Source organism: Sphingobium sp. MI1205 (assembly GCF_001563285.1).
Taxonomy (GTDB): Bacteria; Pseudomonadota; Alphaproteobacteria; order Sphingomonadales; family Sphingomonadaceae; genus Sphingobium.
Window position 1 is genome coordinate 1,776,218 of record NZ_CP005188.1, and the last position, 24,545, is coordinate 1,800,762.

Below are 24,545 nucleotides of genomic sequence, written 5' to 3' on the forward strand. Positions count from 1 at the left end.
GCAAGTTATCCTTGCCCAGTTCGGCTCCCGTTCCGCTATTTCCTGGGCTGGAAGCTGATGCGGCTTGTAAGCCCCTCTAACGCGCCTCTCACTCATACGCGACGTTCCGCAGCGATCAAAGCGGCCTGATAGGCCGCATCCTCACCCATAATCGCACGCGCTGTCGCGATTAGTTCAGGACTCGCATTACGTGGACGACCCGTATCGAACGGGGGGCTGGATCATATTCGATCGCGAGTTACGTAATTTTTGCAGTCTCTTCACCCCGAAGTTTCGCAAGAAGACGGATTCCGAAATCGATCCCCGCGGTCATGCGAAGGCCAAAGCTGTGAACATAGCCGTCATGCACGTCGAAACCATATTGGAGGCAGCCGTCGAACCGGATGATCTGGAATTGGCGCTGCCTCTCATGAGCCGCCTGCAGGAGGCCATGATCACATGAACTAGGCCGGGTCTCTCCAATCTCTATGGATTCAAGCGTGACGGCCCCTTCACCGAGTGCCGATTTCAGCGTGGTGCGACAAATGTAGACCGATTCAAGTAGGGATTGCTGAGCTATGCCGGCTACCAATCATCGTCAGGGTTTCGTCAGGAAAGACTGTTGAACTTTTTCACGGCATTTTACGAAGGACACCATGAGCCGACTAAGATCCCATCCCGAACGCCATGCGGTGTCACGCATCGGCTGGCTACGCGCGGCAGTGCTGGGAGCCAATGATGGGATCGTTTCGACCGCGAGCCTCATCGTCGGCGTCGCAGCCTCCGGCGCGGGCAAGGCCAATATCCTGGTCGCAGGGATGGCGGCGCTGGTGGCAGGCGCCATGTCGATGGCCGCCGGCGAATATGTCTCGGTCAGCTCTCAGGCGGACACGGAGAATGCCGACCTCGCCCGGGAAAGAGGTGAACTCGCCGTTCAACCGGTGCTCGAGCATCAGGAACTGGCGGACATCTATGTCAAACGCGGTCTGAATGAGGAACTGGCCCGGCAGGTAGCCGACGAACTAATGGCAAAGGATGCGCTGGCCGCGCATGCCCGCGACGAACTCGGCATTTCCGAAGTCGTGACCGCCCGCCCTATCCAGGCCGCGCTCACATCCGCCGCAACTTTCAGCACAGGCGCCCTCATGCCCCTGTTGTTGGTCGCCGTCGTTCCGCATGATAGCCTCGTCGCAATCGAGGTCGCGGCAACCCTGTTGTTTCTCGCACTGCTGGGCGCGCTTGGCGCCTGGGCCGGGGGCGCCCGCCCCATGAAATCAATCCTACGGGTCACATTCTGGGGCGCGCTGGCCCTGGCTGCGACCGCGGGCATCGGGAGGCTGTTCGGAACAGTGGTTTGAACCACGCTGCTCACATCGTCAGGATTCGGTCAGTGAACACCCGTAGCCCTTCCAGCTGGAAAGGCGAACGTGATGACAAATTCTGAATATACAAGGACATTCAAGGTTTGGGACACGCCGCTACGGCTATTCCATTGGCTGCTGGTCCTAGCGATCTCGATCGCGTTTCTCTCTTCCGACGACGATAGTCCGATCGCATCGTGGCATATGGTCGCAGGATGGTCTGCTGCTGCCTTGCTTGCGTTCCGTCTGATCTGGGGCTTCGTCGGAGGCGAGCATGCCCGGTTCGTGAATTTCATTCGGCCAACAGCAATCGCCACCCATGCACGCGACCTTCTAGCTGGCCATCCTCGACGTTCCGTGGGTCATAATCCACTGGGCGCGATCGCAGTCGTGGCGCTGATCGGATTGACCGGAATCGTCATCTGGAGCGGCAGCAGCGTTGCGGCAGGCGGCATGGACAAAGACCTTCATGAAACCCTCGCCTACAGCCTGCTTGCTTTGATCGGGCTTCATGTCGGCGCCGTGCTGTTGATGTCGCTGCTCACCGGCGAAAACCTTGTTCGCGCGATGATCAGCGGCCGCAAGAAGAACAGCCTCTATCCGAATGTGCGTGAGGCTCGGGGACCAGGCTTGTTTGCGGCTCTACTTGGTGCCGCAGCGATCGTTCTGGCAATCATCGCCATTGTCATGGTGGATCCGACCGCCTTCGCGCCGCAGCAACGCCATTCCCATCACGGTTCGCACGAGGAAAGGGATTGAAAACATCGGTTGATGGTCTGGTAGAAAGCTTCGGCGATTATGCACTTGACGACACCAATCGGTGCGGCTAGTAAAATGGCATGGCACACGAAAACGACCTTACGCTCCTTGAAATTATGCGCCGCTACTCGACGGACGAGGCGGCGCGGGCTTATTTTGAGCGGATGCGCTGGCCGAACGGTGCCGTCTGCCCCCATTGCGGTAGCAGCGATAAAATCTATGCGCTGACCCCCAACAAAAAGGCGCGCATTCGCGAGGGTCTATACAAGTGCGGAACGTGCGATGACCGTTTCAGCGTGACCGTTGGGACGGTTATGGAAGCGTCGAAAATCCCGCTTCATAAATGGCTGATCGCTTTCTACATTATGTGCGCCAGCAAGACCCAAGTGTCGGCATTGCAGTTGCAACGCCAGCTTGAACTTGGCTCCTATCACACCGCGCTGTTCCTCTGCCATCGCATCCGCTTTGCCCTCAAGGATGTCAGCACCGGCGGCAAGCTGGTTGGCGAGGTCGAGGCTGACGAAACTTACATCGGGGGCAAGGCTCGCGGCAAAGGCCGCGGCTACACCGGTAACAAGGTCGCGCTCGTTTCTGTCGTGGAGCGCGGCGGGGACGTTCGCTCGACCGTCGTAAAGCAGCGTGTGAACAGCATGGTCATCGACACCCTGCTCAAGCGCCACGTTGCAGACGAAGCCCATCTGAACACCGACGAATCCCCGCTCTATAATAAGGCAGGTAAGCGTTTTGCCTCGCACGCGCGGGTCAATCACTCGGCGGAAGAATATGGCTATTACGATTATCGTTCGGGCCGCACCGTCACGACAAACACCGTTGAAGGCTTTTTCGGCAACAGCAAGCGCAGCCTTGACGGCACCCATCATCACGTCAGCCGCCAGCACCTCGACCTCTACGCAGCCGAACTCGATTTCAAATATAACACTCGCAAGGAAAGCGACGGCGAACGCACCTCACAGGGCATTCGCCGCATTGAAGGGAAACGCCTCATGTATCGCCCCAAGGTGTCTTCCTAATGGCGCGCGCCCGCGTTTCAGAGGTCCGTGCCGAACATTTGTTGACTGAATTGCTGACTGCGCAAGGGTGGGACGTCCGGCGTCCCCCGAACGGGGAAATGCTGCGCCAGCAAGAATACAAAGACCACTCGCACCTTCGTGACGTCTTCCTGAAACGCAGCAAGGTCGCGATGATCGGGCAGGGCTTGCCAGAGGCGGTCGTTGTCGATCGCCTGACTATGCAGCCGCTTTTGGTTATCGAGGCCAAGGCCCGTGTCGATGATCTGGATAAGGCCGTCCGCGAAGTCACGGAGGTGTATGGCCGCGCTTGCGTCGATGCTGGCTACAGTCCGTTGGCCGTTGCGATTGCGGGTACGAGCGAGGACGATTTTGCTGTTCGCGTATTCAAGTGGGATGGCGCGACTTGGCTTCCGGCCACCTACGAGGGCAAGCCGATCGGCTGGATTCCCAATCGCGCCGACGCTGACCGCCTTCGCAAACCGTCGACGGTCGCCGAACTCCGTCCGTCGGTCCCCAGCCCCGAAGTGCTTGCCGACCGCGCCGAAGAGATTAACCGGCTGTTGCGGGAATCTAGTGTCAACGATCGCGAGCGCCCCACCGTGGTGGGCGCCTGTATGCTGGCCCTGTGGCAGTCAAAAGGGCAAATCAGAAAAGACCCTGAATATATCCTCGGCGACATCAATCAGGCTTGCACGCAAGCCTTTTGGGACGCGAAGAAAGCCGTTCTAGCCAAAAGTCTCAAGGTTGAAGAGGCCAACCAAAAACTGGCGGTAAAAGCGCGCCGGATCATCAACATTCTGGAACGCTTAAACGTCTCGGTCCTAACCGCCGAGCATGACTATCTCGGGCAGCTTTACGAGACGTTTTTCCGCTACGCTGGCGGCAACACGATCGGGCAGTATTTCACCCCGCGCCATGTCGCCAATTTCTGCGCCGACATGGTGGACGTCACGCGCGAAGACGTGGTGCTCGACCCGACATGCGGAACCGGCGGATTTTTGATTGCAGCAATGGACCGGATGGCACGCGAAGCGAACCTCTCAAGGTCCGAAGTCGTCAAGTTGGTGGCCACTCGCCTTATCGGTTTCGACGATGAGCCGGTGACCGCCGCGCTGTGTGTAACGAACATGATTTTGCGCGGCGACGGGTCGTCGAGCGTTCAGCGCGGCGACGCTTTCAGCGCGCCGGAATATCCTATCGGCACGGCCTCTGTCGTGCTTATGAACCCCCCCTATCCGCACAAGAAGACCGACAACCCAACCGAGGCCTTTGTTGATCGCGCCCTTGAGGGTTTGAGCCAAGGCGGGCGGCTTGCCGCCGTCATCCCGCAATCGCTGCTCGTTAAGGGCGGCAAGGCAAAAAAATGGCGCACGGCGATGCTGGCAAAGCACACGCTTGAGGCCGTCGTCCAAATGCCGGATTATCTTTTCCAGCCCTACGCAAGCGCAACCACGGCGGTTCTTGTGCTGCGCAAGGGCATCCCGCATCCGAAGAACAAGCACGTTTTTTTCGCTCGGGTGGATAACGACGGTTTCCGGCTCAAGAAGGGCGTCAGGATCGTATGCGAAGGTGACGAACTGCCCAAGGCGCTTGAGCATTTCCAGAGCGCAAAATCGGAAGCGGGATTTTCCGGCTGGTCGCGCCTCGACGCAGAAGTGACGTTTGCGCCAGGCGCTTACATTCCGGCGCGTGAAATGACCGATTCCGAAGTGGACGCCGACGTTCGCGAGGTCATCCGGTGCCGGACGGCGTTCACTGCTTTGCACGCCGCTGATCTGGTCACTCTGAACACCGAAAACCCAATCGACTTTCGCAAGGCCCGCCGCGCAACGCCCTTGGCGTCAGTGACGCAAGGGACCGTCGGGGACTATTTCGAAATTCGTTACGGGCAACGTGCGCTCCATAGCAAAGAGGGGCTTTCGACTGGCAAGTCTCTGGTCATTTCGTCGAGCGGCATGGACAACGGCTGCTACGGGTTTTTCGATTTCGACGGCATTCTTGCGCCGCCCTTTGTCACTGTTCCGAGCACGGGGTCGATCGCCATTGCGCATGTTCAAGAATGGCCGTGCGGTGTCACCGATGACTGCCTGATCCTGATTGCGAAAGAGAACGTCCCCCATGCGATGCTCTACATTGCAGCGGCGGCGATCCGAAAGGAGCGGTGGCGTTTCAGCTACGGGCGCAAGGCGACGCCCGCCCGTATCGCCGATTTCCCATTGCCTCACACCGCCGAACAGTTGGAGCGGGTCGAAGATTACTTGACGCGCGCCACTAAGGTCGAAGACCGGTTGGTCGAAGACGCGGAAGATGCCCTTGACGGTATGATCGCGCGGCAACGCCTCGCCAGTTTGAAAGCTGGCACCGACAAGATTGTGTCCGGCGCAGAACTGGAAGCGAGGCTTGCGTCGCTGACGGATGATTGAGCGTGCCGTATTTGGGCTTTGCATTCACCGACCGCGCTCTAGATTTCATTGAGGGCTTGCCGCCGAAAATCAGGAAGCAAGTCGTCAAGCGGGCCAAATCGCTTCACACAAGCCCTTTCCCGCCATCGGCGAAGCGGCTCATTGACGTGGAGACAGACGACGGCGAGCCGGTGTATCGTGAACGCTCGGGTGACTACCGCATCCTATATGTCGTGCGGACAAATCCAGATTTGGTTTTGATCCTCGACATTGACCATAGAAAGGACGTGTATCGGATGCCGAAGACCAAATCAGACCCCGCCGACGAGATGCGTATGAAAGAGTCGGACTTCGACGACATCATGGGCAAGGCGCTTGGCGTCGCGGCTCCTGTCGAGGATGCCAAGCAGGACGATCAACCTAAGCGGCTAAGCGCGCACCCTCGCAAGCCTCGCTGATCGCAAATCGGCCCGCTTGTCGAGCTGGCACCATTTTATCGACTTGTGTCGCAAAGTGCATAATCGCCAAAGCTTCAATCCTTCTTGCCTTTCGTTCCTGGTGGAAAGTCTACATTAAACCCATGCGCCTTCTCATCGTCGAAGATAATGAGCGAATGGCGGCACTGATCGCCGACGGTCTTCAGCGCCGGGGCTTCGTGTGCGATGTTGCCCATGATCTCGCACAAGCCGACGCTGCGATGGGCAGCGCGAGCTATGATGCCATCATACTCGACCTCGGCCTGCCCGACGGCGACGGGATCGACTGGCTCGCGAGCCGCCGAAAATATCAGCAGATGCCGCCTGCCATCATCCAGACCGCGCGTGGGGCGCTGGAGGATCGCGTCACCGGTCTCGATTCCGGCGCAGACGATTATATCGTCAAACCCTTCGAGATCGACGAGCTCGCCGCGCGCATCCGCGCCCTGCTGCGCCGGCCTGGCGTTCGAACCCAGCCCGTCATCGAAGTCGGCATGCTGCGTTTCGACACGGCAAGCCGCTCTGCCAGCATTGGCGATCGCGAGATCGACCTTTCGCGCCGCGAGGCGGACCTTCTGGAACTGCTGATGCGGCGAGCCGGCACGGTGGTCCATCGCGAAGTGATCGAGAACGCGCTCTACAGCTTCAACGATCCGGTGACCCCCAATGCGGTCGAAGCCGCCATTTCGCGTCTGCGCCGCAAGCTCGAAGACACGGGCGTGGCCGGCGCGCTCCATACCGTTCGGGGTGTCGGCTATATGCTGAAGGACGGGAAGGCATGACCGTGCAGCGCTCCATCTCACGGCGCCTCAAACGCGGTTTGGGCCTGATTGGTGTGGCGGGCACCGTTCTGCTGCTGGCGGCGGTCGCCTTCTTCTACAGTGTCACCTTCACACATCTCGATGCACGCGCGGCGATGATCCGCGCGATCAAGGAAATGCTTGAGCATGTCGCTCTGCCGCTTGTCGTCCTGCTCGTTCCCGTCGCGATCATGGTGCTCCGAGTGATCCGCCAGGCCTTCGCACCGCTGGAAGATGCCGCCGCCCGGATCGAGGCTGCACAGGGCCACGAACGAGGGTTCCGCATCGATGCGTCGCAAATGCCCGCCGAGGCGCTACCCTTCGTCTATGCGGTCAACGATCTGTTGGCGCGGCTCGATCAGGCCGCGCGGCGGCAGGAAGCGTTCGCCGCCGACGTCGCGCACGAGTTGCGCACGCCGCTCGCCCTCCTGTCTCTCGAACTCGACCGGCTTGACTATGACGACGCCGCGCGCCTCAAGGAAGACGTGGCGGCCATGCGCCGGCTGATCGACCAACTCATGCTGCTCGCGCAGATCGACGCGGCGGAGGCCGCCCAGACCGCTCCCGAACAGGTGTCACTCGCGGATGTGGCGAGCGAGGTCGTCAGCGCCGTGGCGCCGGGGATCATCGCACAAGGCAAGCTGATCGCGTTCGATACCCGCGGTCAGGCTGCGGTCGTGAACGGCAGGCGCGAAGCGATTGCGGCAGCGCTGCGCAATCTGATCGAGAATGCCGCGCGCGTGACGCCGGCTGGTGGCACGATCCAGGTCTTCGCCGGCCCCCACGCGCTATTGGGCGTGCGGGACGAGGGCCCTGGGCTGGCGCTCGAAAGGTTGCGCGACCTTGTGCAACGCCACCGCCGCGCCGACCATGCGAGCAAGGATGGCGCCGGCCTCGGCCTCGCTATCGTCGACCGGATCATGGCGGCCCATGGCGGCACGCTTGAGACCGATCCGGCCGACCGTGAACTGGTGCTGCGTTTTCCCGCGACCTGATCTTCAATCCTCATATCCCGTCAGGGTTCGGTCAGGAACGCTCCCTAGCCCGAGCGCATGTCCAGACGATACACCCTCATTGCGGGCGCCGCGACGATCGCCTTGATTCTATCAGGCCTGTGGTGGTTCGCCAGTCGACCGGTCGAGACGGGCAACTCCGCGCCGGCAAGCAACGCCCAACCGACAGATGGGATCCTGGCGGTGGATGCGCGCCGCGCCGCGCAGATGGGTATCCGCCTTATGCCCGCGACGGCAGCCGCGGATGCGGCGCTCGCCACCATCCCCGCGATGATCGAGCCTCCCGCCAACGCCCGGGTGGCGGTGGCCGCGACCTTTCCCGGCACCGTGTTGCGGACTCTCGTGGTCGAGGGCGACAGCGTGCGGCGGGGCCAGCCGCTGGCGATCATCGCCAGCCGCGACGTGCTGACGATCGGCGCGGACCTCAGCCGCGCGAACGCGCGGCGTGGCGTAGCCGAGGCCAATGCCGCGCGGCTCTCCCTGCTCAGCCGCGAAGGCATCATCGCAGGCGCGCGCGCTGACGAAGCCAATGCCATCGCAGCCGAGGCTCGCGCCGACGTTTCGGAAAAGTCGCGCATCCTGGCGATGGTGGGCGGTCATGGCGCCAGCGGCTCCTATACGCTGACGGCTCCTATCGCGGGTCGCGTCACCAGCGCCTCCATCCAGACCGGCAATCCGGTGGACGGCACCACCGCGCCCTATGTGATCGACGCGACGGATCGCTATGAAGTGGTCGGCCAATTGCCCGAACGGCTGATCGGGCAAGTGCGCCCCGGCATGAGCGTGCGGCTACTTCCCAACCTCACCGGCCGGATCGTCGCGGTGGGAACGGCCATCGATCCCGCGACCCGTTCGGCCGGCCTCAAGGCGGAGATTCCGGCCGGACCCGGTGTTGTCGCGGGGCGCGCAACCAGCATCGTCATCGTCGGCCCGGCGCCGGCGGGCGCGGTCAGCGTGCCCGATACGGCGGTCACCATGATCGACGGCAAGCCGGTTGTGTTCGTGACCGCGCGCGGCGGCTTTGCCGTGCGCGCCGTGACCGGCGGCAGCGGCAGTGATGGCCGCACGGTGCTGCTCTCCGGGATCAGGCCCGGTGAACAGGTGGTGGTTTCCGGTACGAGCGCGCTCAAGGCGCTCGCCACCGCGCAATAGGCTCTCCCGATGCTGCGTTCGCTTGTCGCCACCGCGCTGTCCTATCGTCTGCTCGTCCTGATCCTTGCCGCCGCCACGGCCGGGCTCGGGGTCTGGGCTTTTGTCAACTTGCCGGTCGATGCCTATCCCAACATCGCGCAGACCCAGGTGAAGCTGATCCTCAAAGCCCCCGGCATGACGCCGGAGGAGGTCGAGAGCCGCGTCATCACGCCGATCGAGACGGAGATGCTCGGCATTCCCAACCAGGCGATCCTGCGCTCGAGCGCCAAATATGCCATCGCCGACATAACCATCGACTTTACCGACGGCACCGACATCTACTGGGCGCGCCAACAGGTCGCCGAACGGCTGGCGGGCGTGACGGGCGATCTGCCTGCTGCCGTGACCGGCGGTCTCGCGCCGATCTCGACGCCCCTGTCCGACGTCTACATGTTCACGATCGAAGGGCCGCTGTCTCTCCAGCAGAAACGCGAACTGCTCGACTGGACGATCCGCCCGGCGCTGCGCACAGTGCCCGGCGTCGCGGACGTGAACGCGCTGGGCGGCTATGTTCGTACCTTCGAGGTCCGGCCTGATCCGGTGGCGCTGGCGAGCGCGAAGCTCTCGATCTCCGATCTGCGCACCGCGATCGAAAGCGGCAATCGCAATGACGGCGCGGGGCGCCTGACCGATGGCGAGGAATCGCTGATCGTCCGAGCCGTGGGCGCGATCCGCAGCGTGGAGGATCTGCAAACGCTGGTCATCGCCAGCCGGGACGGCCGCATCGTCCGCCTGGGCGACGTCGCCACAGTCGGCACCGGCAGCCTCACCCGCTATGGGGCGGTGACGCGCGGCGGCAAGGCCGAGGCGGTGGAGGGCCTGGTGATCGCGCTGCGCGGCGCGGATGCGCGGGCGGTGGTCGATGGCGTGCGGACGCGGCTTGCCGGGCTTCAGCACAGCTTGCCCGCAGGCACGCAGATCCATGTCTTCTACGATCGCTCCGATCTGATCGGGCGCGCGGTCGGCACGGTCGAGGAGGCGCTGCTGGAAGCGACCGTGCTGGTCGTCGTGCTGCTGATCCTGTTCCTCGGCGACTGGCGTGCGGCCACGATCGTCGCGGCGACCCTGCCGATGGCCGCGCTCATCACCTTCCTGTTCATGCGCGGCATGGGGCTGTCCGCGAACCTCATGAGCCTCGGCGGGCTCGCCATCGCGATCGGGATGCTGGTCGACGGCGCGGTGGTGGTGGTCGAGAATGTCGTCGAGCGCCTGAGCCATGCCCAGGGCGAGGACACGCCCCGACTCAACCACGTATTCCGCGCAACCAGCGAGGTGATCGTGCCGGTGTCGGCGGGCATCGTCATCATCGCGCTCGTGTTCCTGCCCCTGCTTTCGCTGCAGGGGCTGGAGGGCAAGCTGTTCGCGCCCGTCGCGCTCACCATCGTCTTCGCGCTCGCGGGCTCCCTGCTGCTCGCCCTGACGCTGGTGCCGGTCCTTGCCTCCTTCAGCCTCAGGAGCGGCCATCATGGTGAGCCATGGATCATGCGGCAGATCGGCCCACGCTACCAGGCGCTGCTCGACGCGGCGTTCGCGCACAAGAAGCTGGTCTATGGTCTCTCCGCCACCGGGCTGGTGCTGGCGGGCCTCGCTTATGGCGCGGCCGGGAAGACCTTCATGCCGACGATGGACGAAGGCTCGGTGATCGTGCAGCTTACCAAGCTGCCCTCGATCAGCCTGGACCAATCGGTGGCCGGCGACATGGCGGTGCAGCGCGCGCTCCGCACCGTGCCGGAGGTGGAGGACGTGATCGCCCGCGTCGGCTCCGACGAGATCGGTCTCGATCCGATGGGACCGAACGAGACCGACAGCTTCGTCCAGTTGAAGCCGCGCTCGCAATGGCGCGGGGACAAGGATTTCGTCGTCGGGGAAATGCGCAAGGCGCTGGACGGCCTGCCCGGTATCCAATCGAGTTTCACCCAGCCGATCGAGATGCGCGTCTCGGAGATGCTCACCGGCGCGCGCGGCGATCTAGCGGTCAAGATTTTCGGGCCTGACACCGCAACGCTCGCCGAGCTCGCGGGTCGGATCCAGCATATCCTGTCCGGCATCCACGGCTCATCGGAGGTCCTGACGGTCGCCAACGACAATGTGGACTATCTCCAACTCGACATCGACCGCGCGGCAGCGGGGCGGTTCGGGATGCCGGTCGACCAGCTCCAGGACGCGCTGCGCGGACAGGTCGAGGGCGTGCGGTCCGGGGTCGTGGCCGAAGGTCAGAAACGCATTCCGATCGTCATTCGCGGTGACGACGGCATCCGGAGCGATCCGGCCCGTTTCGCCGACCTGCAATTGCGCACGCCCGATGGCACGCTGGCGCGTGTCAGCGACATGGCGCGGGTGGAGCGCACGCAGGGACCGGTGAAGCTCGATCACGAGAACGGCTCGCGCTTCGCGCTGGTGCAGGCCTTCGTCTCCGGCCGCGATCTGGTCGGCTATGTCGATGAGGCGAAGGCGCAGGTCACCGCCAAGGTACGGCTACCGGCAGGCTACAGCATCGTCTGGGGCGGTCAGTTCGAGAACCAGCAGCGCGCATCGGCCCGGCTGATGATGGTGGTGCCCGTAGCGCTGGTGTTGATCTTCCTCGTCCTGCTGGCGGCGCTGCGCTCATTGCGCGCCGCGCTGCTGATCCTCTCCAACATCCCCTTCGCGATGGTCGGCGGGCTGATCTCGCTGTGGCTGTCGGGCGAGTATCTCTCGGTCCCGGCGTCGGTGGGGTTCATCGCCCTGCTCGGCATCGCCGTGCTCAATGGGTTGGTGCTGGTGGCCTATTTCCGCCAGTTGCGCGCCGACGGGGTGGGTATGGCCGAGACCGTGCGCCTGGGCGCGCAGCGTCGGCTGCGACCGGTGCTGATGACTGCCGGCATCACGGCCTTCGGCCTCGTCCCCCTGCTGTTCGCCAGCGGGCCGGGGTCCGAGATCCAGCGGCCGCTCGCGATCGTGGTGATCGGCGGCCTCATTACCTCCACTTTGCTGACGCTGGTCCTGCTGCCGATCCTGTTCGAGCGCTTCGGGGAAAGCGCCGGGGAGGCCGCTAATGCCTGACCTGCTGTTCACCCTCCATTGCGCCACCCGCGATACCGAGCTTCTCGTGGACGCGATCCGCGCCGTCTCCCCCACGCCAATCCATGTCCGCGGGGAAGCTGTGCGAGGTCGCGATTTTGGCGATGCGGGAACCGCCGAGCGCGTGTCGGGCGAATTGAAGCGTTCGACGCTCGAACTGATCGTGAGCGCGGACGCGGTGCCCGACCTGCTCCGCACCGTAAAAGACGCGCGGCGCGATCTGCCGGTCCGGTGGCGCACGACGCCCCTGCTCGATCATGGAAGGATCGCCTGATGCGGATCGTACTCGCCGCTCTCGGCCTTCTGACGGCCGCGCCTGCCCTGGCCCAGCATACCGATCTGCCGCCTGCCGACAAGGTCAACGAAGCGCTCGACAATCACCCCAGCGTCGCCGCCGCAATTGCGCGCGTCGAAGCCGCACGGGCACGCGGCGATATGCTGCGCAAAGGCCCCCACGAAGTGACGGTGAGCGGCAGCTACATTCGCCGAACCGTCGATCGCGAAGGCGGGTTCGACGAATTCGATACGACAATCAGCCGCCCATTCCGCCTGCCGGGCAAGGCCGCGCTCGACCGCGAAGCCGGTGCGCTCGGCATTGAGGTCGCGGAAAACCAGATGGAGGATGTCCGCCATCAAACCGCGCTGCTGCTGGCCGGCTATTGGCACGACTGGCTCACTGCGGGAAGCCATTATCGCAACGATCTCGACAGCGTCCGCGGGCTGGAGGAGGCAATCGCCGCCATAAAGCGGCGGGTCACGCTGCGAGACGCCGCCCAACTCGACCTCGACCAGGCGCAGGCGGCGCTGGCTCAGGCGCGCGCGCAGGCCGCATCGTCACTCTCGCTGCGCGAACAGGCGCGCGTGACCTTCGCAGCGTCCTTTCCGGAAATCCCGCTCCCCTCCGAACCACCAGAACTGGCCGACCCCATGCTGCCCGCCCAGGGGCTGGAAGCGATGCGCGACCTGGTAATCGAGCGCAGTCACGAGATCCGCGCCGCCGACAAGGAAGCGCAGCGTCTGAACGTGACTTCGCGTCGGGTGCGAGCGGATCGCATCGCAGACCCGAGCTTCGGCGTCCGCCTGTTCAGCGAGCGCGGCGGCGCGGAAGCCGGCGCGGGCGTGGTGGCTTTAATCCCGCTCGGCGGTGGCTATCGCAGAGCCGCAGCCGATCAGGCGTCAGCCGAGGCCAATGCCGCGCGCATGGAACTCGCGGCCGTGCAGCGCAGCATCGAGGCGACCGCCAATGCCGACCTTTCCAACGCGCACACCCGGCTCGATGCCTGGCGCAATGCCGACGCTTCGGCGCGCAGCGCCGGCGACGCCGCCGAAAGGACGGTGCGCGGTTACCAACTCGGGCAGATCGACCTCTCCGATATGCTCTATGCCCGCCGGCAGGCCAATGACGCGCGCCGAATGGAAATCGAGGCGCGCTCCGAAGCCGATCGTGCTCTGCTCAAGATCCAGATCGATTCCCACAGCATCTGGGCACCAGATGAAGCGGGGCACGACTAGCTAACATACGGCAAGCAAACATTCTCGACATGAAACGAGCCTGCACTTAGAGGATGCTGCGTGACCGAAGCTCGCAAATTCCTTGTCCGGCACCATTGGCTGTGCGCGCTCCTGCTAGGCGCTGCGCTGCTCGTGAAGGCGTTGGTGCCGGCGGGTTTCATGCCGGTCGTCTCGAATGGCGTGATCCTGGTCCAGCTGTGCTCGGGGCAAGGGCCTCAGAAGATCGCAATCAAGTTGCCGAGCAAAGGCGGCGAGCAGGACCATGACGAGCACAAGAAGGCGGAAGCGCCTTGCGCCTTTACCGGCCTGTCCTCGCCATCGCTCGCGGCCGTCGATGCGCTGCTCCTAGCCGTCGCCCTCGCCTTCATCCTCGCAACGGTTTTTCGGCGTCCAAACCGCCTAGTCCTCCGGCGCGGCACCTATCTGCGCCCGCCGGCGATCGGTCCTCCCACCACCTGATTCCTTCGACATTCCCCGTTGATGGGCGCCCCTCGCCGGGGCGCCGCATGTGAATCAGGATTCCGACATGACGATTATGCTTGATTCCGCGCATTGCGCGGCAACCACCATGCCTGCCTTCGCTCGCTCCACCAGCAAGCAACCAACTTTCAAGGTTCGCCTCGCCGGGAGCTTCGCTTTTCCCGCACTCGTCGCTGTGCTGGCGGGCGCCCCCATCTCGCGAGCCTTCGCCCAGGACGGGACGCCGCTGCCAGAGGTCGACGTTAGCTCGGCGAGCGAGGCGGGGTCGACGGTTTCGGGTGAGCGGCTTTCCCCCTCGCGCCTGCGCGACCTTCAGGTCGGCTCGAGCGATACCGCAGCGATCCTGCAAAGCGTACCCGGCGTCAGCGGCTATGGGGCCGGGGGCTTCTCGACCTTGCCGGTGATCCGGGGCCTTGAAGCGCAGCGCTTGACCGTGCTGGTCGACGGCGTGGCGATTGCCTCGGCCTGTCCGAACGATATGAATCCGCCCCTGTCCTACACCGATCCGCAAACCGTGAGCGCGATCGACGTCATTACCGGCGTTTCGCCAGTCAGCTATGGCGGCGACAGCATCGGCGGGATCATTCGCGTCGAGAGCGCTCCGCCCCGCTTTGCTAAGCAAGGGGAAACGCTGCTGACCGGCGAAACCTCGGCCTTCTATCGCAGCAATGGCGACGGGTTCGGCGGCGCCCTGTCAGTGACGGCCGCGAGCGACAAGGTCAGCCTGACTTACAATGGCTCCTACACTCAAGCCGACAATTTCAAGGGCGGCGGCTCGCTGGGCGTCGTGCGATCCAGCGAATATGCCAAGACCGACCACAGCCTCAATCTCGCAGCGCAAGTCAGCAACGGCCTGATCGAGCTGAAAGGCGGCTATCATTTCGCGCCCTATGAGGGTTTCCCGAACCAATATATGGACATGACGTCCAACAAGTCGTGGTTCCTGAACGGCCATTATGCCGGCGTCTTCGATTGGGGCAATCTCGATGTGCGGGCGAGCTGGCGCGACACCGACCACGTCATGAACTTCCTCGCCGACAAGGGCGGGACCGCGACCGGCGGGATGCCGATGAACACGGAGGTCCACAGCGCGAGCTATACCGTCCAGGCGGATATATTGCTCGGCGGCGGCACGCTGCGCCTGGGCAGCGAATTCCAGCATCAATGGCTCAACGACTATTGGCCGCCCGTTGTGGGCAATATGATGATGGGGCCGAATGCGTTCATCAACGTCAACGGGGCCAAGCGCGATCGGCTCGGCACCTTCCTCGAGTGGGAAACGCGCTGGGATAGCGGTTTCTCCCTCATCGCCGGCATCCGTAACGATCAGGTCTGGATGAACACCGGCAAGGTCGCGCCCTATGGCACCGGCATGATGCAGATGGCCGATGTCATGGCGGCAGCGGCGTTCAACAAGGCCGACCGCAAGCGCCACGACAGCAATTGGAGCGGCAGCCTGCTGGTCCGCTACGCGCTTTCGGACGGGGCGGATATCGAGATCGGCTATGCCCGCAAGGTTCGCTCGCCCAATATCTACGAGCGCTATAGCTGGGGCCGGGGCAGCATGGCGAGCCGCATGATCGGGTGGTTCGGCGACGGGAACGGCTATGTCGGCAACCTCGACCTTCGCCCCGAAAAGGCCGATACGCTGAGCGCCGCCCTGGCCATTTCCGGAGGCGGCAAGGATGGCTGGTCGTTCAAGATCGCGCCCTATTACACCCATGTCGACGAATATATCGACGCCTTTAAGCTGGCGGACTTCACCGACATGATGGGCAGTCCGACCGGGTTCGTTCAATTGCAGTTCGCCAACCAGAAGGCAGAGATCTACGGCATCGACATATCGGGCGCCGTGCCGCTATGGTCATCGTCGTCGGCCGGCACCGCGCGTCTGACCGCGCGCGCGAGCTGGCTGCACGGCCAGAATCTGACCGACCACGCACCGCTCTATCACCAGATGCCGTTCAATGCGGCGCTGAGCCTCGAGCATCGGATCGGCGGCCTCGAAACCCGGATTGACCTCGACATCGTGACGGAAAAGGATCGCGCCGATCCGACCCGCAACGAACCGCGGACGGGCAGCTACGCGCTGCTCAATGTCCAGCTCGCCTATCGCATCGACAAGGTTCGCCTGACGCTCGGCGCCGACAATCTGTTCGACAAGGCCTATTATGCTCCGCTTAGCGGCATGTCGCTCGGCGATCTGAAGGCGACCGGCGTGCGCCGCCCGGTTCCGGGCCGGGGGCGATCGGTCAACGCCGGGATCACGGTTGCGTTTTGAGCGCCCATGCTCCCGAACTCGCACGACATGAACGAGGAGCCGAGGGCAGGCTATGGCCAGCCCTCGGCCTGGTCGCAGCGCCTGGGCGCGGGCCTTGCCGCCGCGTCATGCTGCCTGCTGGTGCTAGTGGCGCTCAATGCCAATCTATCGGGACGGCTGCGAATGACGCAGCCTGTGCAGGTGAGCCGCTTCCGGTTGTTTACCCCGTCGCCACCGTCACCACCGCCTTCAACGTTGTCGCGATCGCGGACAGACGAGGCCCGCCTATCGCCGGAGCGGCGCCCTGCGCACCCGCCCGAGCTGGCTACGACGGGAGAAAGAGGCGGACCAGCTTCGTCGCCTATACCCGCTGCTCCAGCAATCGCCTCTCCGTTCGCTGTCGCGCCGGTAAGCAGACCGCCCGCGCCGGAACCCGAGGTCGCGCCGCCGCAAGCCCAGGATGATAAGAAACAGTCCGCGCTTGCGGCCTATCAGCGCCAGCTCTGGGCGCGAATAGCCGCGCGCAAGCCCGCGGGGATCCACCTCGACGGGGTCGCAACGGTCCGCTTCATCGTCGGGGCTGACGGCGCGCTGATTGCCGTCGAGCTGGCCGGCAGCAGCGGGAATGCCGCGCTCGATCGCCTGGCGCTCCGCACGGTGCGCAATGCTGCTCCTTTTCCAACACCGCCTATGGGCGTGGAAAGCGAGCAGTTGGTCTTTACGATACCATTCAGCTTTCATTGAGGCCGCATGGCGGACGAGGATGGCTCGATCGTCAATAGGGCGACGCGCACACGTTCCAGAAACAAAACACGGTGATCGTCGCGAGCCTTGATGGCAGCCTGCGCCTCATCGACAAGAGCCTGTCCGGCACGTTGCCCATGCGTCTCGATCAGTGCGAGCGCCGCCGCTATTTCCTCGGAATTGGCAGCGTCACCATCGGATGAACCTTTCCCCGGAAGCCGAAGCGATAGCTTCTTGCGCGCCATATTATCACCCTTTTCTTGAATGCTCTCAGGCCCGTGCGCTCACCAGCCAGGCCTTCGCCCCCATATGAACGCCATTCTCATCGCAATGGCGCTCGAACAGCTCGACAAGATGCTGGTGAATGGCCTTGCGTACCTCTGCCCCGTTCTGTCGAACAAGATCGCCGATCTGCATCCCCTCAAGCACGAAGCGAGCGGCGCTCTCGGGATCACTGCCGGGGCCGCCCACGCGCTGCTCACCTGTCCAGGCATCGAATCTGACCTCGCAGAAACCCGCGCTTTGGAGAAGGTCGATCACATAGTCCTGCTCGCCGAGCGCGAATGGTCCCGGCGCGCGCGACTGCGGCGTCGGCAGGTCCATATGCTCCTTGATGATGCCCATGACACTAAGCTGCCACGGATTGTCAGCGATGGACGCCCAGACAGCGATGTCGAGCCGCCCGCCATCGCGCAACATCCGGCGCAGATTGGCGAAAGCGGGATAAGGCTCAGCGAAGAACATCGAACCGAAGCGCGAGAACAGCCGATCGAACGGCGCTTCCTCCAGCATCGTCGTCGCGGCATCGCCCTGCTCGAAGCGGATATTGGCAAGGCCCGCGCGCTGTGCCCGTTCCCTGGCCATCCCCACCAGATCGGGTGAGATGTCGAGGCCGAGCGCAAATCCGGTGTTGCCGACGGCCGTGGCGATCTGCCGCGTGGTCCAGCCACCGCCGCATCCGACATCGACCACCGTTTCGCCGGCGTTGTATGCGGCCTGGGCAAGCAACGCCCTGCCGATCGGCTCGATCATGCTTTCGAAGCGGTCGAGCTGGGCGAGCCAACGCATGCCCGCCTGGCCGGCCCAATCGTGCGCGGCCAAACCTTCCCTGTTCTCGCCAGCATCGTTCATCGATGTACTCCCATCGTCGTTTCAAGAATCAGCCCAGGATCGCGGCGGTACTTTGCCACAGCATGTAGGCGGCAACCGCAAAGATCAGCAGTGCGAATATCGTATTGAGCGCCCCCTTGTGCGCCGACAGCCGCCGAGAGAGCGCCGCGCCCACAAGGCCGCCGATGACGCCGCCGGCGATGAACGCCGCAGCAAGCCCCCAATCAACCAAGCCGGAAAGGGCATAGTTGAGCGCGGCCGTCAGACCAAAAGCGGTGACGGCGACCAGCGACGATCCGACGGCGTTGCGCATCGGCATCCCGGTCGAAGCCATCAGTCCCGGCACGATCAGGAAGCCCCCGCCGATGCCGAAGAACCCGGAAAAGAGACCAGTGGCGGCCCCATAACCGATCACCTTGGGCGCATTCTCGCGCCGGCATTGGACATCGGGATTGCCGGGATCGCCCCGGCTTTTTAGCATCAGCCCGCCAACCAGGACCATCAGCAGAGCGAACAGGAACAGCAGCTTCTGTCCATCGAACGCTTTACCGAGTGTCGATCCGGCATAGGCGCCGGCGACACCAGCAGCGGCGAACATGCCGGCGCAACGCCATTTGATCGTCCGCTGGCGCGCGTGGGGAACGAGATTGGCCCCGGCATTGGCGGCGACCGCCAGCGCGCTGGTGCCGATCGCGACATGCGGCGAGGCGACGCCGACCAGATAGACCATGAGCGGGACGGCGAGGATTGAGCCCCCACCGCCCACCAGCCCCAGCGTGAATCCGACGAGCGAGCCCGATCCGGCACCAAGCAGATATTGGATGGATTCGAGTGCCATGGCCTTACAGCGCGTTTATCGGCAGCTTGAGGTAGCGCATGCCATTGTCTTCCGGCTCGGGCAGGTGGCCGCCGCGCATGTTGACCTGGATGGACGGCAGAATGAGGCGCGGCATCCCGAGCGTCGCATCGCGCGCCTCGCGCATGGCGACGAACTGGTCCTCGCTCACCCCGTCGCGAACATGGACATTATGCTCTCGCTCCTCGCCGACCGACGTTTCCCAGGCATAGGTGTCGCGCCCGGGGGCCTTGTAGTCGTGGCAAAGATGAAGGCCGGTCTGATCGGGGAGCGACAGCAGGCGGCGGATCGACCGATAAAGCGTGCGCGCATCGCCGCCCGGGAAGTCGGCGCGGGCCGTGCCGTAGTCGGGCATGAACAGCGTGTCGCCGATGAACGCCGCATCGCCGATCACATAGGTCATGTCGGCGGGCGTATGGCCCGGCACATGCAGCGCGATCGCCTCGATCGAGCCGACCCTGAAACGGTCGCCGTCATCGAACAGCCGGTCGAACTGCGAGCCGTCGCGAGCAAAGCGCGTTCCCTCGTTGAAGATCTTGCCGAAGACCTCCTGCACGGTGAGAATATGGCGACCGATCGCCAGCGTGCCGCCCAGCTTCTCCTGAAGATAGGGCGCGGCCGACAGATGGTCGGCATGGGCGTGCGTCTCCAGCAGCCATTCGACCTCGAGCCCTTCGCTCCGGATATAGTCGATCACCTTGTCGGCCGACGCGAAGGAGGTGCGCCCCGAAGCCGGATCGAAATCGAGCACGCTATCGATGATCGCGGCCTTGGCCGTGGCGGGATCTGAGATGACGTGGGTCACGGTAAACGTGTCCTCGTCGAAGAAGCTGCGGATGACGGCGGGCCGCGCATTGCTCGCGGCCTCGACGATGCGGGTGGCTTCACGGATTTGCGGGTCGGCCATGGCCTTGTCCTTTCCTGTCTGGCCCGGCGTACCGGCTTCGCACTTGGGACGCGAAGCCGGCCCAGCTGCCTCAGAGGGTCTTCTTGCTGAAATACCAATCGGTGTAGTCGTAGCCTTCGTCCTTGCGGGCCCTGGCGGCTTCGGCCGTCGCGGGCGGCGGCACGATCACCGGCTCGCCGGGCTGCCAGTTTTCAGGCGTCGCCACCTTGTTGGCGTCGGACGTCTGGAGCGCGGTGAGCAGGCGGACGAATTCATCGACCGAGCGGCCGTTCGACATCGGATAATAGACCATCGCGCGGACAATGCCTTCGGGGTCGATGATGAAGGTGGCGCGAACGGCCGAGGTGTCCGAGGCACCGGGATGGATCATGCCGAAGGCCTTGGCGACGTTCATCGACAGATCGTCGATAATCGGGAACGGGATCTCGACGCCGAACTTCTCCTCGATGCTGCGCATCCAGGCGATGTGCGAATGCACCGAGTCGATGGAGAGGCCCAGCAACTCGCAGTTGAGCGCCTTGAAGCGGTCGGCGGCCTTGGCGAAGCCCATGAATTCGGTCGTGCAGACCGGCGTGAAGTCGGCGGGGTGGGAAAAGAGAACGAGCCACTTGCCCTTGTAATCGTCGAGCGAGCGTTCGCCGTGGGTCGTCTTGGCCTTGAAGGGAGGCGCCGGTTCGTTGATCCGCGGCATGGAGGGAGTGACCTGGTCTGTCATTTTATCGTCTCCTATGACTGAGTGAGTGACAGACATTGAATACACATTTCTATTAATCGTGATAACACGATAAATCTAATTCCTTTGATCGGATTTTTCAATCACTTCTGCAATCGGCCGAATTAGGCCGGATTCGCAGCGCACGGGACCAGAGGCGCGAACACGTCAAAGCATCGTTTATGCTAAGTATGGGGTCATCACACCCCGAATCAGGCGGTGACGAGCGCCTGCCTTGTCCAGGCGACGAGTCGCGCACGGTCCATCGCCCCGGCCTGTCGGGCGACCTCGCGGCCACCCCTGAACAGGATCAGCGTCGGAATCGACTGAATGCGGTAGCGCCCGGCAATACCCTGCTCAGCTTCGGTATCGACCTTCAGGAGCCGGACATGCGGCTCCAGCTCCGCAGCGGCCGCCTTGAACGCCGGCGCCATGGCGCGGCAAGGTCCGCACCAACTCGCCCAGAAATCGACGAGAACCGGCAGGCTTCCGCGACCTACATGCCGATCGAATGCCGCCTGGTCGACATCGACCGGCTGTCCCTGGAAAAGCGGCATTCCGCATTTCCCGCAAATTGGCGCCGCGCCGATCTTCGCTGCAGGAACGCGGTTGATGCTCGCGCAAACCGGGCAGGCTACCAGCGGGACATCGGACATGCGCTTCTCTCCTGTGGAACGCCAATACCGCTTAATCGTTTACCCGCATGATGTAACCGTGTAAGGGAGAGGGTTCAAGACTTGCCTCTCTGCAGGAGTGAGAAAGTTGAACTCGAACGCAGACGACAATGCCGTGTGCTCCCCTATCCAGATCGGCGATCCCGCGCCTGATTTCCGCGCCCGCACGACGATGGGCGACATGACCCTGTCCGGCCATCGCGGCCGCTGGGTACTGCTGTTCTCTCATCCCGCCGATTTTACGCCGGTTTGCACCAGTGAATTCGTCGCCCTCTCGCGCGCCAGCGATCGGTTCAAGGCGCTCGGCTGCGACCTGGTCGCGGTGTCGGTCGACAGCCTCTATTCCCATCTCGGATGGATCAGGGCGATCCGCGAGCATTTCGGCGTGACCATCGCTTTCCCGATCGTCGAAGATCCCTCGATGGTGATCGGCCGCGCCTATGGAATGCTCGCGGACAACGCCCCCGACGCGGCCACGCTGCGCTCGACCTTCTTCATCGACCCCGAAGGCATTGTCCGCGCCAAGCTCTGCTATCCAGCCACCATCGGGCGATCGGTGGAGGAGCTGCTTCGAGTCCTGACCGCGCTGCAACGGGTCGACAACGACAACATAGTGACCCCCGAAGGCTGGCATCCCGGCGATGACGTGCTTCTTCCGCCCTATCAGGACCAGCACGGTGCGCTCGATGCGGCGGGCGATGGCTGCTGGTTCCACCGCACGCAGCCCGACAAGCATGGGAAGACAGGCAAGTGATGACTTTCACCGATACGCAGCTTGAAGAGGCTGCCAGCGTCCTCAAGGCGATCGCCCATGACGTCCGCCTGAAGCTCCTGCGGACGCTCCTCGAACATGGCGAGAAGTCTGTAGGCGAACTCGAAGCCCTCACCGGCATCGGTCAACCGGGCCTGTCCCAACAACTCGCAATTTTGCGCAAGGCGGAACTGGTTCAGACGCGCCGCGATGCGAAACTCGTTTTCTATAGCATCGTATCGGCCAATATGGAGGGAACAGCGAAATTGCTATGCGCTCTAGCGGGAACTCCGATAAATAGAGGAGACACTGCCGCGAAAACAAAGCGACCTTTTCCCCAGGGATCGGTCGCTACCTTCGCCAAGATTTTGTGACGATATTGTCCTGGACGATGTCTTCCAAGAAAGTTCTGAACATCATCGCTGCAACGTTAGAGAGCATTTCGAGGCTTGTGGAATACCATAACTGCAAGCATTCGCCGTAAGCGCCTCGCCTGATCCGCTCCAGCGCCCGGCTCATGGGAGCAATTTCGCGGTCAAGAAGCGAGGTCTGGCCTTCGAGGGCGGCATCGTCCTCCATTTTCCCTGCTTGAGCTCAACCAGTTCGCGGACGTCGCCCACGTCCTTGCAAGAACTCCATGGAATCAATCTCAGCGCCACTATCGATCCGGGCTTCACCGATCAAATTCGGAACCATACGTAAGGACAGACGAAGATCGGCGAGTTTACAGATGATTGGCCTGCGACCCGCGCATAACCAGCCTATTGGACCGCCGGCGAGAGAATGAGAGGACCGATGAGTAGCGTACCCACCATAACCTTCCACGGCGCTGCCGGCACAGTCACTGGTTCCTGCATGGAACTACGCCATGGCGGAAAGACGATCCTCATAGATTGCGGCTTGTTCCAGGGATCCCGGACGCTGGAAACACTCAATCGCGACCCCTTCGCGTTCGACGTGCGCAAGATCGACGCCGTTGTCCTGACGCACGCGCATATCGACCATAGCGGCCTGCTGCCCAGGCTCACGGCGGAAGGGTATCGCGGGCCGATCTTCGCGACACCGCAAACCCGCGACCTTCTGTATTACATGCTGCCCGACGCCGGACGAATTCAGGAGGGCGATGCGGAGCGCCGCAATCGACGGCAGGATCGCCGGGACGAGGAGCCGATCGAACCGATCTATACCGAAGCGGATTCCAAAGCGGCCTATGAACAGGTCGAGACAGTAGCGCTGCACGACTGGTTCGCACCTGCCGCCGGTTTTCGGGCGCGCTTGTGGAATGCGGGCCATATCCTGGGTTCCACATCCGTGGAGATCGAGGTCGGTGGCGTGCACTTGCTCTTCTCCGGCGACCTGGGTCCAGACCACAAGGCCTTTCATGCCGATCCCGAGGGTCCGGCAGGACTCGATCATGTGTTCTGCGAGAGCACCTATGGCGACCGCGTCCGCGAGGACGTGACGATCGAGCAGCGCCGGACTTTGCTGGAAGCCGAGATCAATGCAGCGCTTACGCGCGGCGGCAACCTCGTCATTCCCGTTTTCGCGCTCGAACGCACCCAGGAATTGCTCCTCGATATCGCGACCCTGATCAACACCGGACGCCTGGCGCATCCGCAGGTGTTCATCGATTCGCCACTTGCGACCCGCGCGACAGAGGTGTTCGCCAAACATGCCGGGGAACTCGAAGACATGGGCTCGGGTGAAATCTTCCGTCACCCCTCGTTCCACTACACTGCCAGCACGATGGAATCGATGCGGCTCAACGACATGTCCGGAGCCATCATCATGGCGGCATCCGGCATGTGCGAAGCGGGACGCATCCGTCACCATCTGCGGTACAATCTCGGCCGCCGTGAATCGACGATCCTGTTCGTCGGTTTCCAGGCCGCAGGCACCCTTGGCCGGACAATCCTCGATGGCGCGAACCGCGTGCGCATCTGGGGGCAGGACGTCGCGGTGCGCGCGCAGATCCGGCGGATCGACACTTATTCGGCGCATGCCGACCAGAAGGATCTGCAGCGCTGGATAAGGGCGCGGAAGCCGATCGATGGCAGCCTGTTCCTGGGACACGGCGAAGAGGGCTCGATCGAGACGTTCCGCCGCCTGATGCAGGCGGACGATGCCGCGGCATCGATTGTCACGCCGAAGATCGGGGAAACCTATTCACTGCCGTCACGCGCCCCGTCCAAGCGCCTGAAGACCGGAAAGCCGGAACTACAGGAGGCTGTCGGCCGCGATTGGCAGAATGACTATGCGGATTTTTCGACCCATCTGAAAAAAGAACTGCAGAATATCGAGAGCGCGTCGGGCCGGCGCGAGGCACTCGCCCGCATGGCCGAGATTCTGCATTCCTATCAGGCCTATCGCGAGCATCGTAAGAGCCGATCGAGCTGATCGGCGAAAACAAAGTGACCAGCCCCAGACATAAACGGGTGCGGCCACCCGCGAATTCGCTATATATCAT

The 24,545-nt window shown here is 63.2% G+C and carries 25 protein-coding genes; 18 read left to right on the plus strand and 7 right to left on the minus strand.

The features are described 5' to 3' along the window. The first annotated feature begins 190 nt into the window (after positions 1-190). From K663_RS08485 to K663_RS23250, 15 genes are all read left to right on the plus strand, one after another. The gene (locus tag K663_RS08485) at positions 191-442 is read left to right on the plus strand and encodes a hypothetical protein (RefSeq protein WP_021246267.1); all 252 of its coding nucleotides are present in this window, start codon (positions 191-193) and stop codon (positions 440-442) included. 193 nt (positions 443-635) lie between these two features. After that, positions 636-1,337 carry a VIT1/CCC1 transporter family protein gene (locus K663_RS08490; RefSeq protein ID WP_030538172.1) on the plus strand — a complete coding sequence of 234 codons (702 nt, stop codon included), beginning with the start codon at positions 636-638 and terminating at the stop codon, positions 1,335-1,337. 72 nt (positions 1,338-1,409) lie between these two features. Then, entirely contained in the window at positions 1,410-2,099 is a 690-nt protein-coding gene (locus K663_RS08495) for a cytochrome b/b6 domain-containing protein (RefSeq protein ID WP_030538173.1), read from the plus strand. 116 nt (positions 2,100-2,215) lie between these two features. After that, on the plus strand, positions 2,216-3,130 hold the full coding sequence (locus K663_RS08500; RefSeq protein ID WP_083535963.1) for an IS1595 family transposase: 915 nt from the start codon (positions 2,216-2,218) through the stop codon (positions 3,128-3,130). Then, entirely contained in the window at positions 3,130-5,553 is a 2,424-nt protein-coding gene (locus tag K663_RS08505; RefSeq protein WP_062116429.1) for an HsdM family class I SAM-dependent methyltransferase, read from the plus strand. Before K663_RS08500 ends, K663_RS08505 begins: the two co-directional genes overlap by 1 nt. Before the next feature lie 2 nt (positions 5,554-5,555). After that, a complete protein-coding gene (locus tag K663_RS08510) occupies positions 5,556-5,990 on the plus strand; it encodes a type II toxin-antitoxin system RelE family toxin (protein WP_062116432.1) in 435 nt (144 codons plus the stop codon). Positions 5,991-6,112: 122 nt separating this feature from the next. After that, entirely contained in the window at positions 6,113-6,790 is a 678-nt protein-coding gene (locus K663_RS08515; RefSeq protein ID WP_021246264.1) for a response regulator, read from the plus strand. Next, positions 6,787-7,803 carry a sensor histidine kinase gene (locus K663_RS08520; protein WP_021246263.1) on the plus strand — a complete coding sequence of 339 codons (1,017 nt, stop codon included), beginning with the start codon at positions 6,787-6,789 and terminating at the stop codon, positions 7,801-7,803. The genes K663_RS08515 and K663_RS08520 overlap by 4 nt, the downstream gene beginning before the upstream one ends. A 57-nt stretch (positions 7,804-7,860) precedes the next feature. Continuing rightward, positions 7,861-8,973, plus strand: coding sequence for an efflux RND transporter periplasmic adaptor subunit (locus K663_RS08525; protein ID WP_030093018.1), 1,113 nt, complete (start codon positions 7,861-7,863; stop codon positions 8,971-8,973). A 9-nt stretch (positions 8,974-8,982) separates the two neighbouring features. Beyond that, positions 8,983-12,054, plus strand: a complete 3,072-nt coding sequence (locus tag K663_RS08530; protein WP_030538175.1) for an efflux RND transporter permease subunit — start codon at positions 8,983-8,985, stop codon at positions 12,052-12,054. After that, positions 12,047-12,346 carry a DUF3240 family protein gene (locus tag K663_RS08535; RefSeq protein WP_021246260.1) on the plus strand — a complete coding sequence of 100 codons (300 nt, stop codon included), beginning with the start codon at positions 12,047-12,049 and terminating at the stop codon, positions 12,344-12,346. The genes K663_RS08530 and K663_RS08535 overlap by 8 nt, the downstream gene beginning before the upstream one ends. Next, complete coding sequence (locus tag K663_RS08540; RefSeq protein ID WP_021246259.1) at positions 12,346-13,584, plus strand: TolC family protein; 1,239 nt, start codon at positions 12,346-12,348, stop codon at positions 13,582-13,584. The genes K663_RS08535 and K663_RS08540 overlap by 1 nt, the downstream gene beginning before the upstream one ends. A 60-nt stretch (positions 13,585-13,644) precedes the next feature. Next, the gene (locus K663_RS08545) at positions 13,645-14,043 is read left to right on the plus strand and encodes a DUF2946 family protein (RefSeq protein ID WP_231746293.1); all 399 of its coding nucleotides are present in this window, start codon (positions 13,645-13,647) and stop codon (positions 14,041-14,043) included. 109 nt (positions 14,044-14,152) lie between these two features. After that, positions 14,153-16,345: a TonB-dependent receptor domain-containing protein gene (locus K663_RS08550; RefSeq protein ID WP_086400714.1), complete on the plus strand. Its 2,193-nt coding sequence runs from the start codon at positions 14,153-14,155 to the stop codon at positions 16,343-16,345. 6 nt (positions 16,346-16,351) lie between these two features. Continuing rightward, on the plus strand, positions 16,352-17,068 hold the full coding sequence (locus K663_RS23250; protein ID WP_021690801.1) for an energy transducer TonB family protein: 717 nt from the start codon (positions 16,352-16,354) through the stop codon (positions 17,066-17,068). Here K663_RS23250 and K663_RS08560 read toward each other — a convergent pair. From K663_RS08560 to trxC, 6 genes are all read right to left on the minus strand, one after another. Continuing rightward, positions 17,062-17,313 carry a hypothetical protein gene (locus K663_RS08560; RefSeq protein WP_030538178.1) on the minus strand — a complete coding sequence of 84 codons (252 nt, stop codon included), beginning with the start codon at positions 17,311-17,313 and terminating at the stop codon, positions 17,062-17,064. The genes K663_RS23250 and K663_RS08560 overlap by 7 nt on opposite strands. A 25-nt stretch (positions 17,314-17,338) precedes the next feature. After that, positions 17,339-18,199, minus strand: a complete 861-nt coding sequence (locus tag K663_RS08565) for a class I SAM-dependent methyltransferase (RefSeq protein ID WP_030091407.1) — start codon at positions 18,197-18,199, stop codon at positions 17,339-17,341. A gap of 28 nt (positions 18,200-18,227) precedes the next feature. Continuing rightward, entirely contained in the window at positions 18,228-19,016 is a 789-nt protein-coding gene (locus K663_RS08570; RefSeq protein ID WP_030091406.1) for a sulfite exporter TauE/SafE family protein, read from the minus strand. Positions 19,017-19,020: 4 nt separating this feature from the next. Further along, the gene (locus tag K663_RS08575; protein WP_021246252.1) at positions 19,021-19,941 is read right to left on the minus strand and encodes an MBL fold metallo-hydrolase; all 921 of its coding nucleotides are present in this window, start codon (positions 19,939-19,941) and stop codon (positions 19,021-19,023) included. Between the two features lie 70 nt (positions 19,942-20,011). Then, complete coding sequence (locus K663_RS08580; RefSeq protein WP_030091405.1) at positions 20,012-20,656, minus strand: peroxiredoxin; 645 nt, start codon at positions 20,654-20,656, stop codon at positions 20,012-20,014. 209 nt (positions 20,657-20,865) lie between these two features. Further along, positions 20,866-21,309, minus strand: coding sequence for a thioredoxin TrxC (gene trxC / locus K663_RS08585; protein WP_021246250.1), 444 nt, complete (start codon positions 21,307-21,309; stop codon positions 20,866-20,868). 190 nt (positions 21,310-21,499) lie between these two features. Here trxC and K663_RS08590 point away from each other — a divergent pair, with 190 nt between their 5' ends. Further along, positions 21,500-22,081: a peroxiredoxin gene (locus K663_RS08590; protein ID WP_407695339.1), complete on the plus strand. Its 582-nt coding sequence runs from the start codon at positions 21,500-21,502 to the stop codon at positions 22,079-22,081. Further along, complete coding sequence (locus K663_RS08595) at positions 22,078-22,452, plus strand: ArsR/SmtB family transcription factor (RefSeq protein WP_030091403.1); 375 nt, start codon at positions 22,078-22,080, stop codon at positions 22,450-22,452. The genes K663_RS08590 and K663_RS08595 overlap by 4 nt, the downstream gene beginning before the upstream one ends. Here K663_RS08595 and K663_RS24620 read toward each other — a convergent pair. Next, a complete protein-coding gene (locus K663_RS24620; RefSeq protein WP_030091402.1) occupies positions 22,430-22,657 on the minus strand; it encodes a hypothetical protein in 228 nt (75 codons plus the stop codon). The genes K663_RS08595 and K663_RS24620 overlap by 23 nt on opposite strands. Positions 22,658-22,873: 216 nt before the next feature. Between K663_RS24620 and K663_RS08605 the strand changes: the two genes are divergently transcribed. Next, positions 22,874-24,475, plus strand: a complete 1,602-nt coding sequence (locus K663_RS08605) for an MBL fold metallo-hydrolase (protein WP_030091401.1) — start codon at positions 22,874-22,876, stop codon at positions 24,473-24,475. Positions 24,476-24,545: the final 70 nt, after the last annotated feature.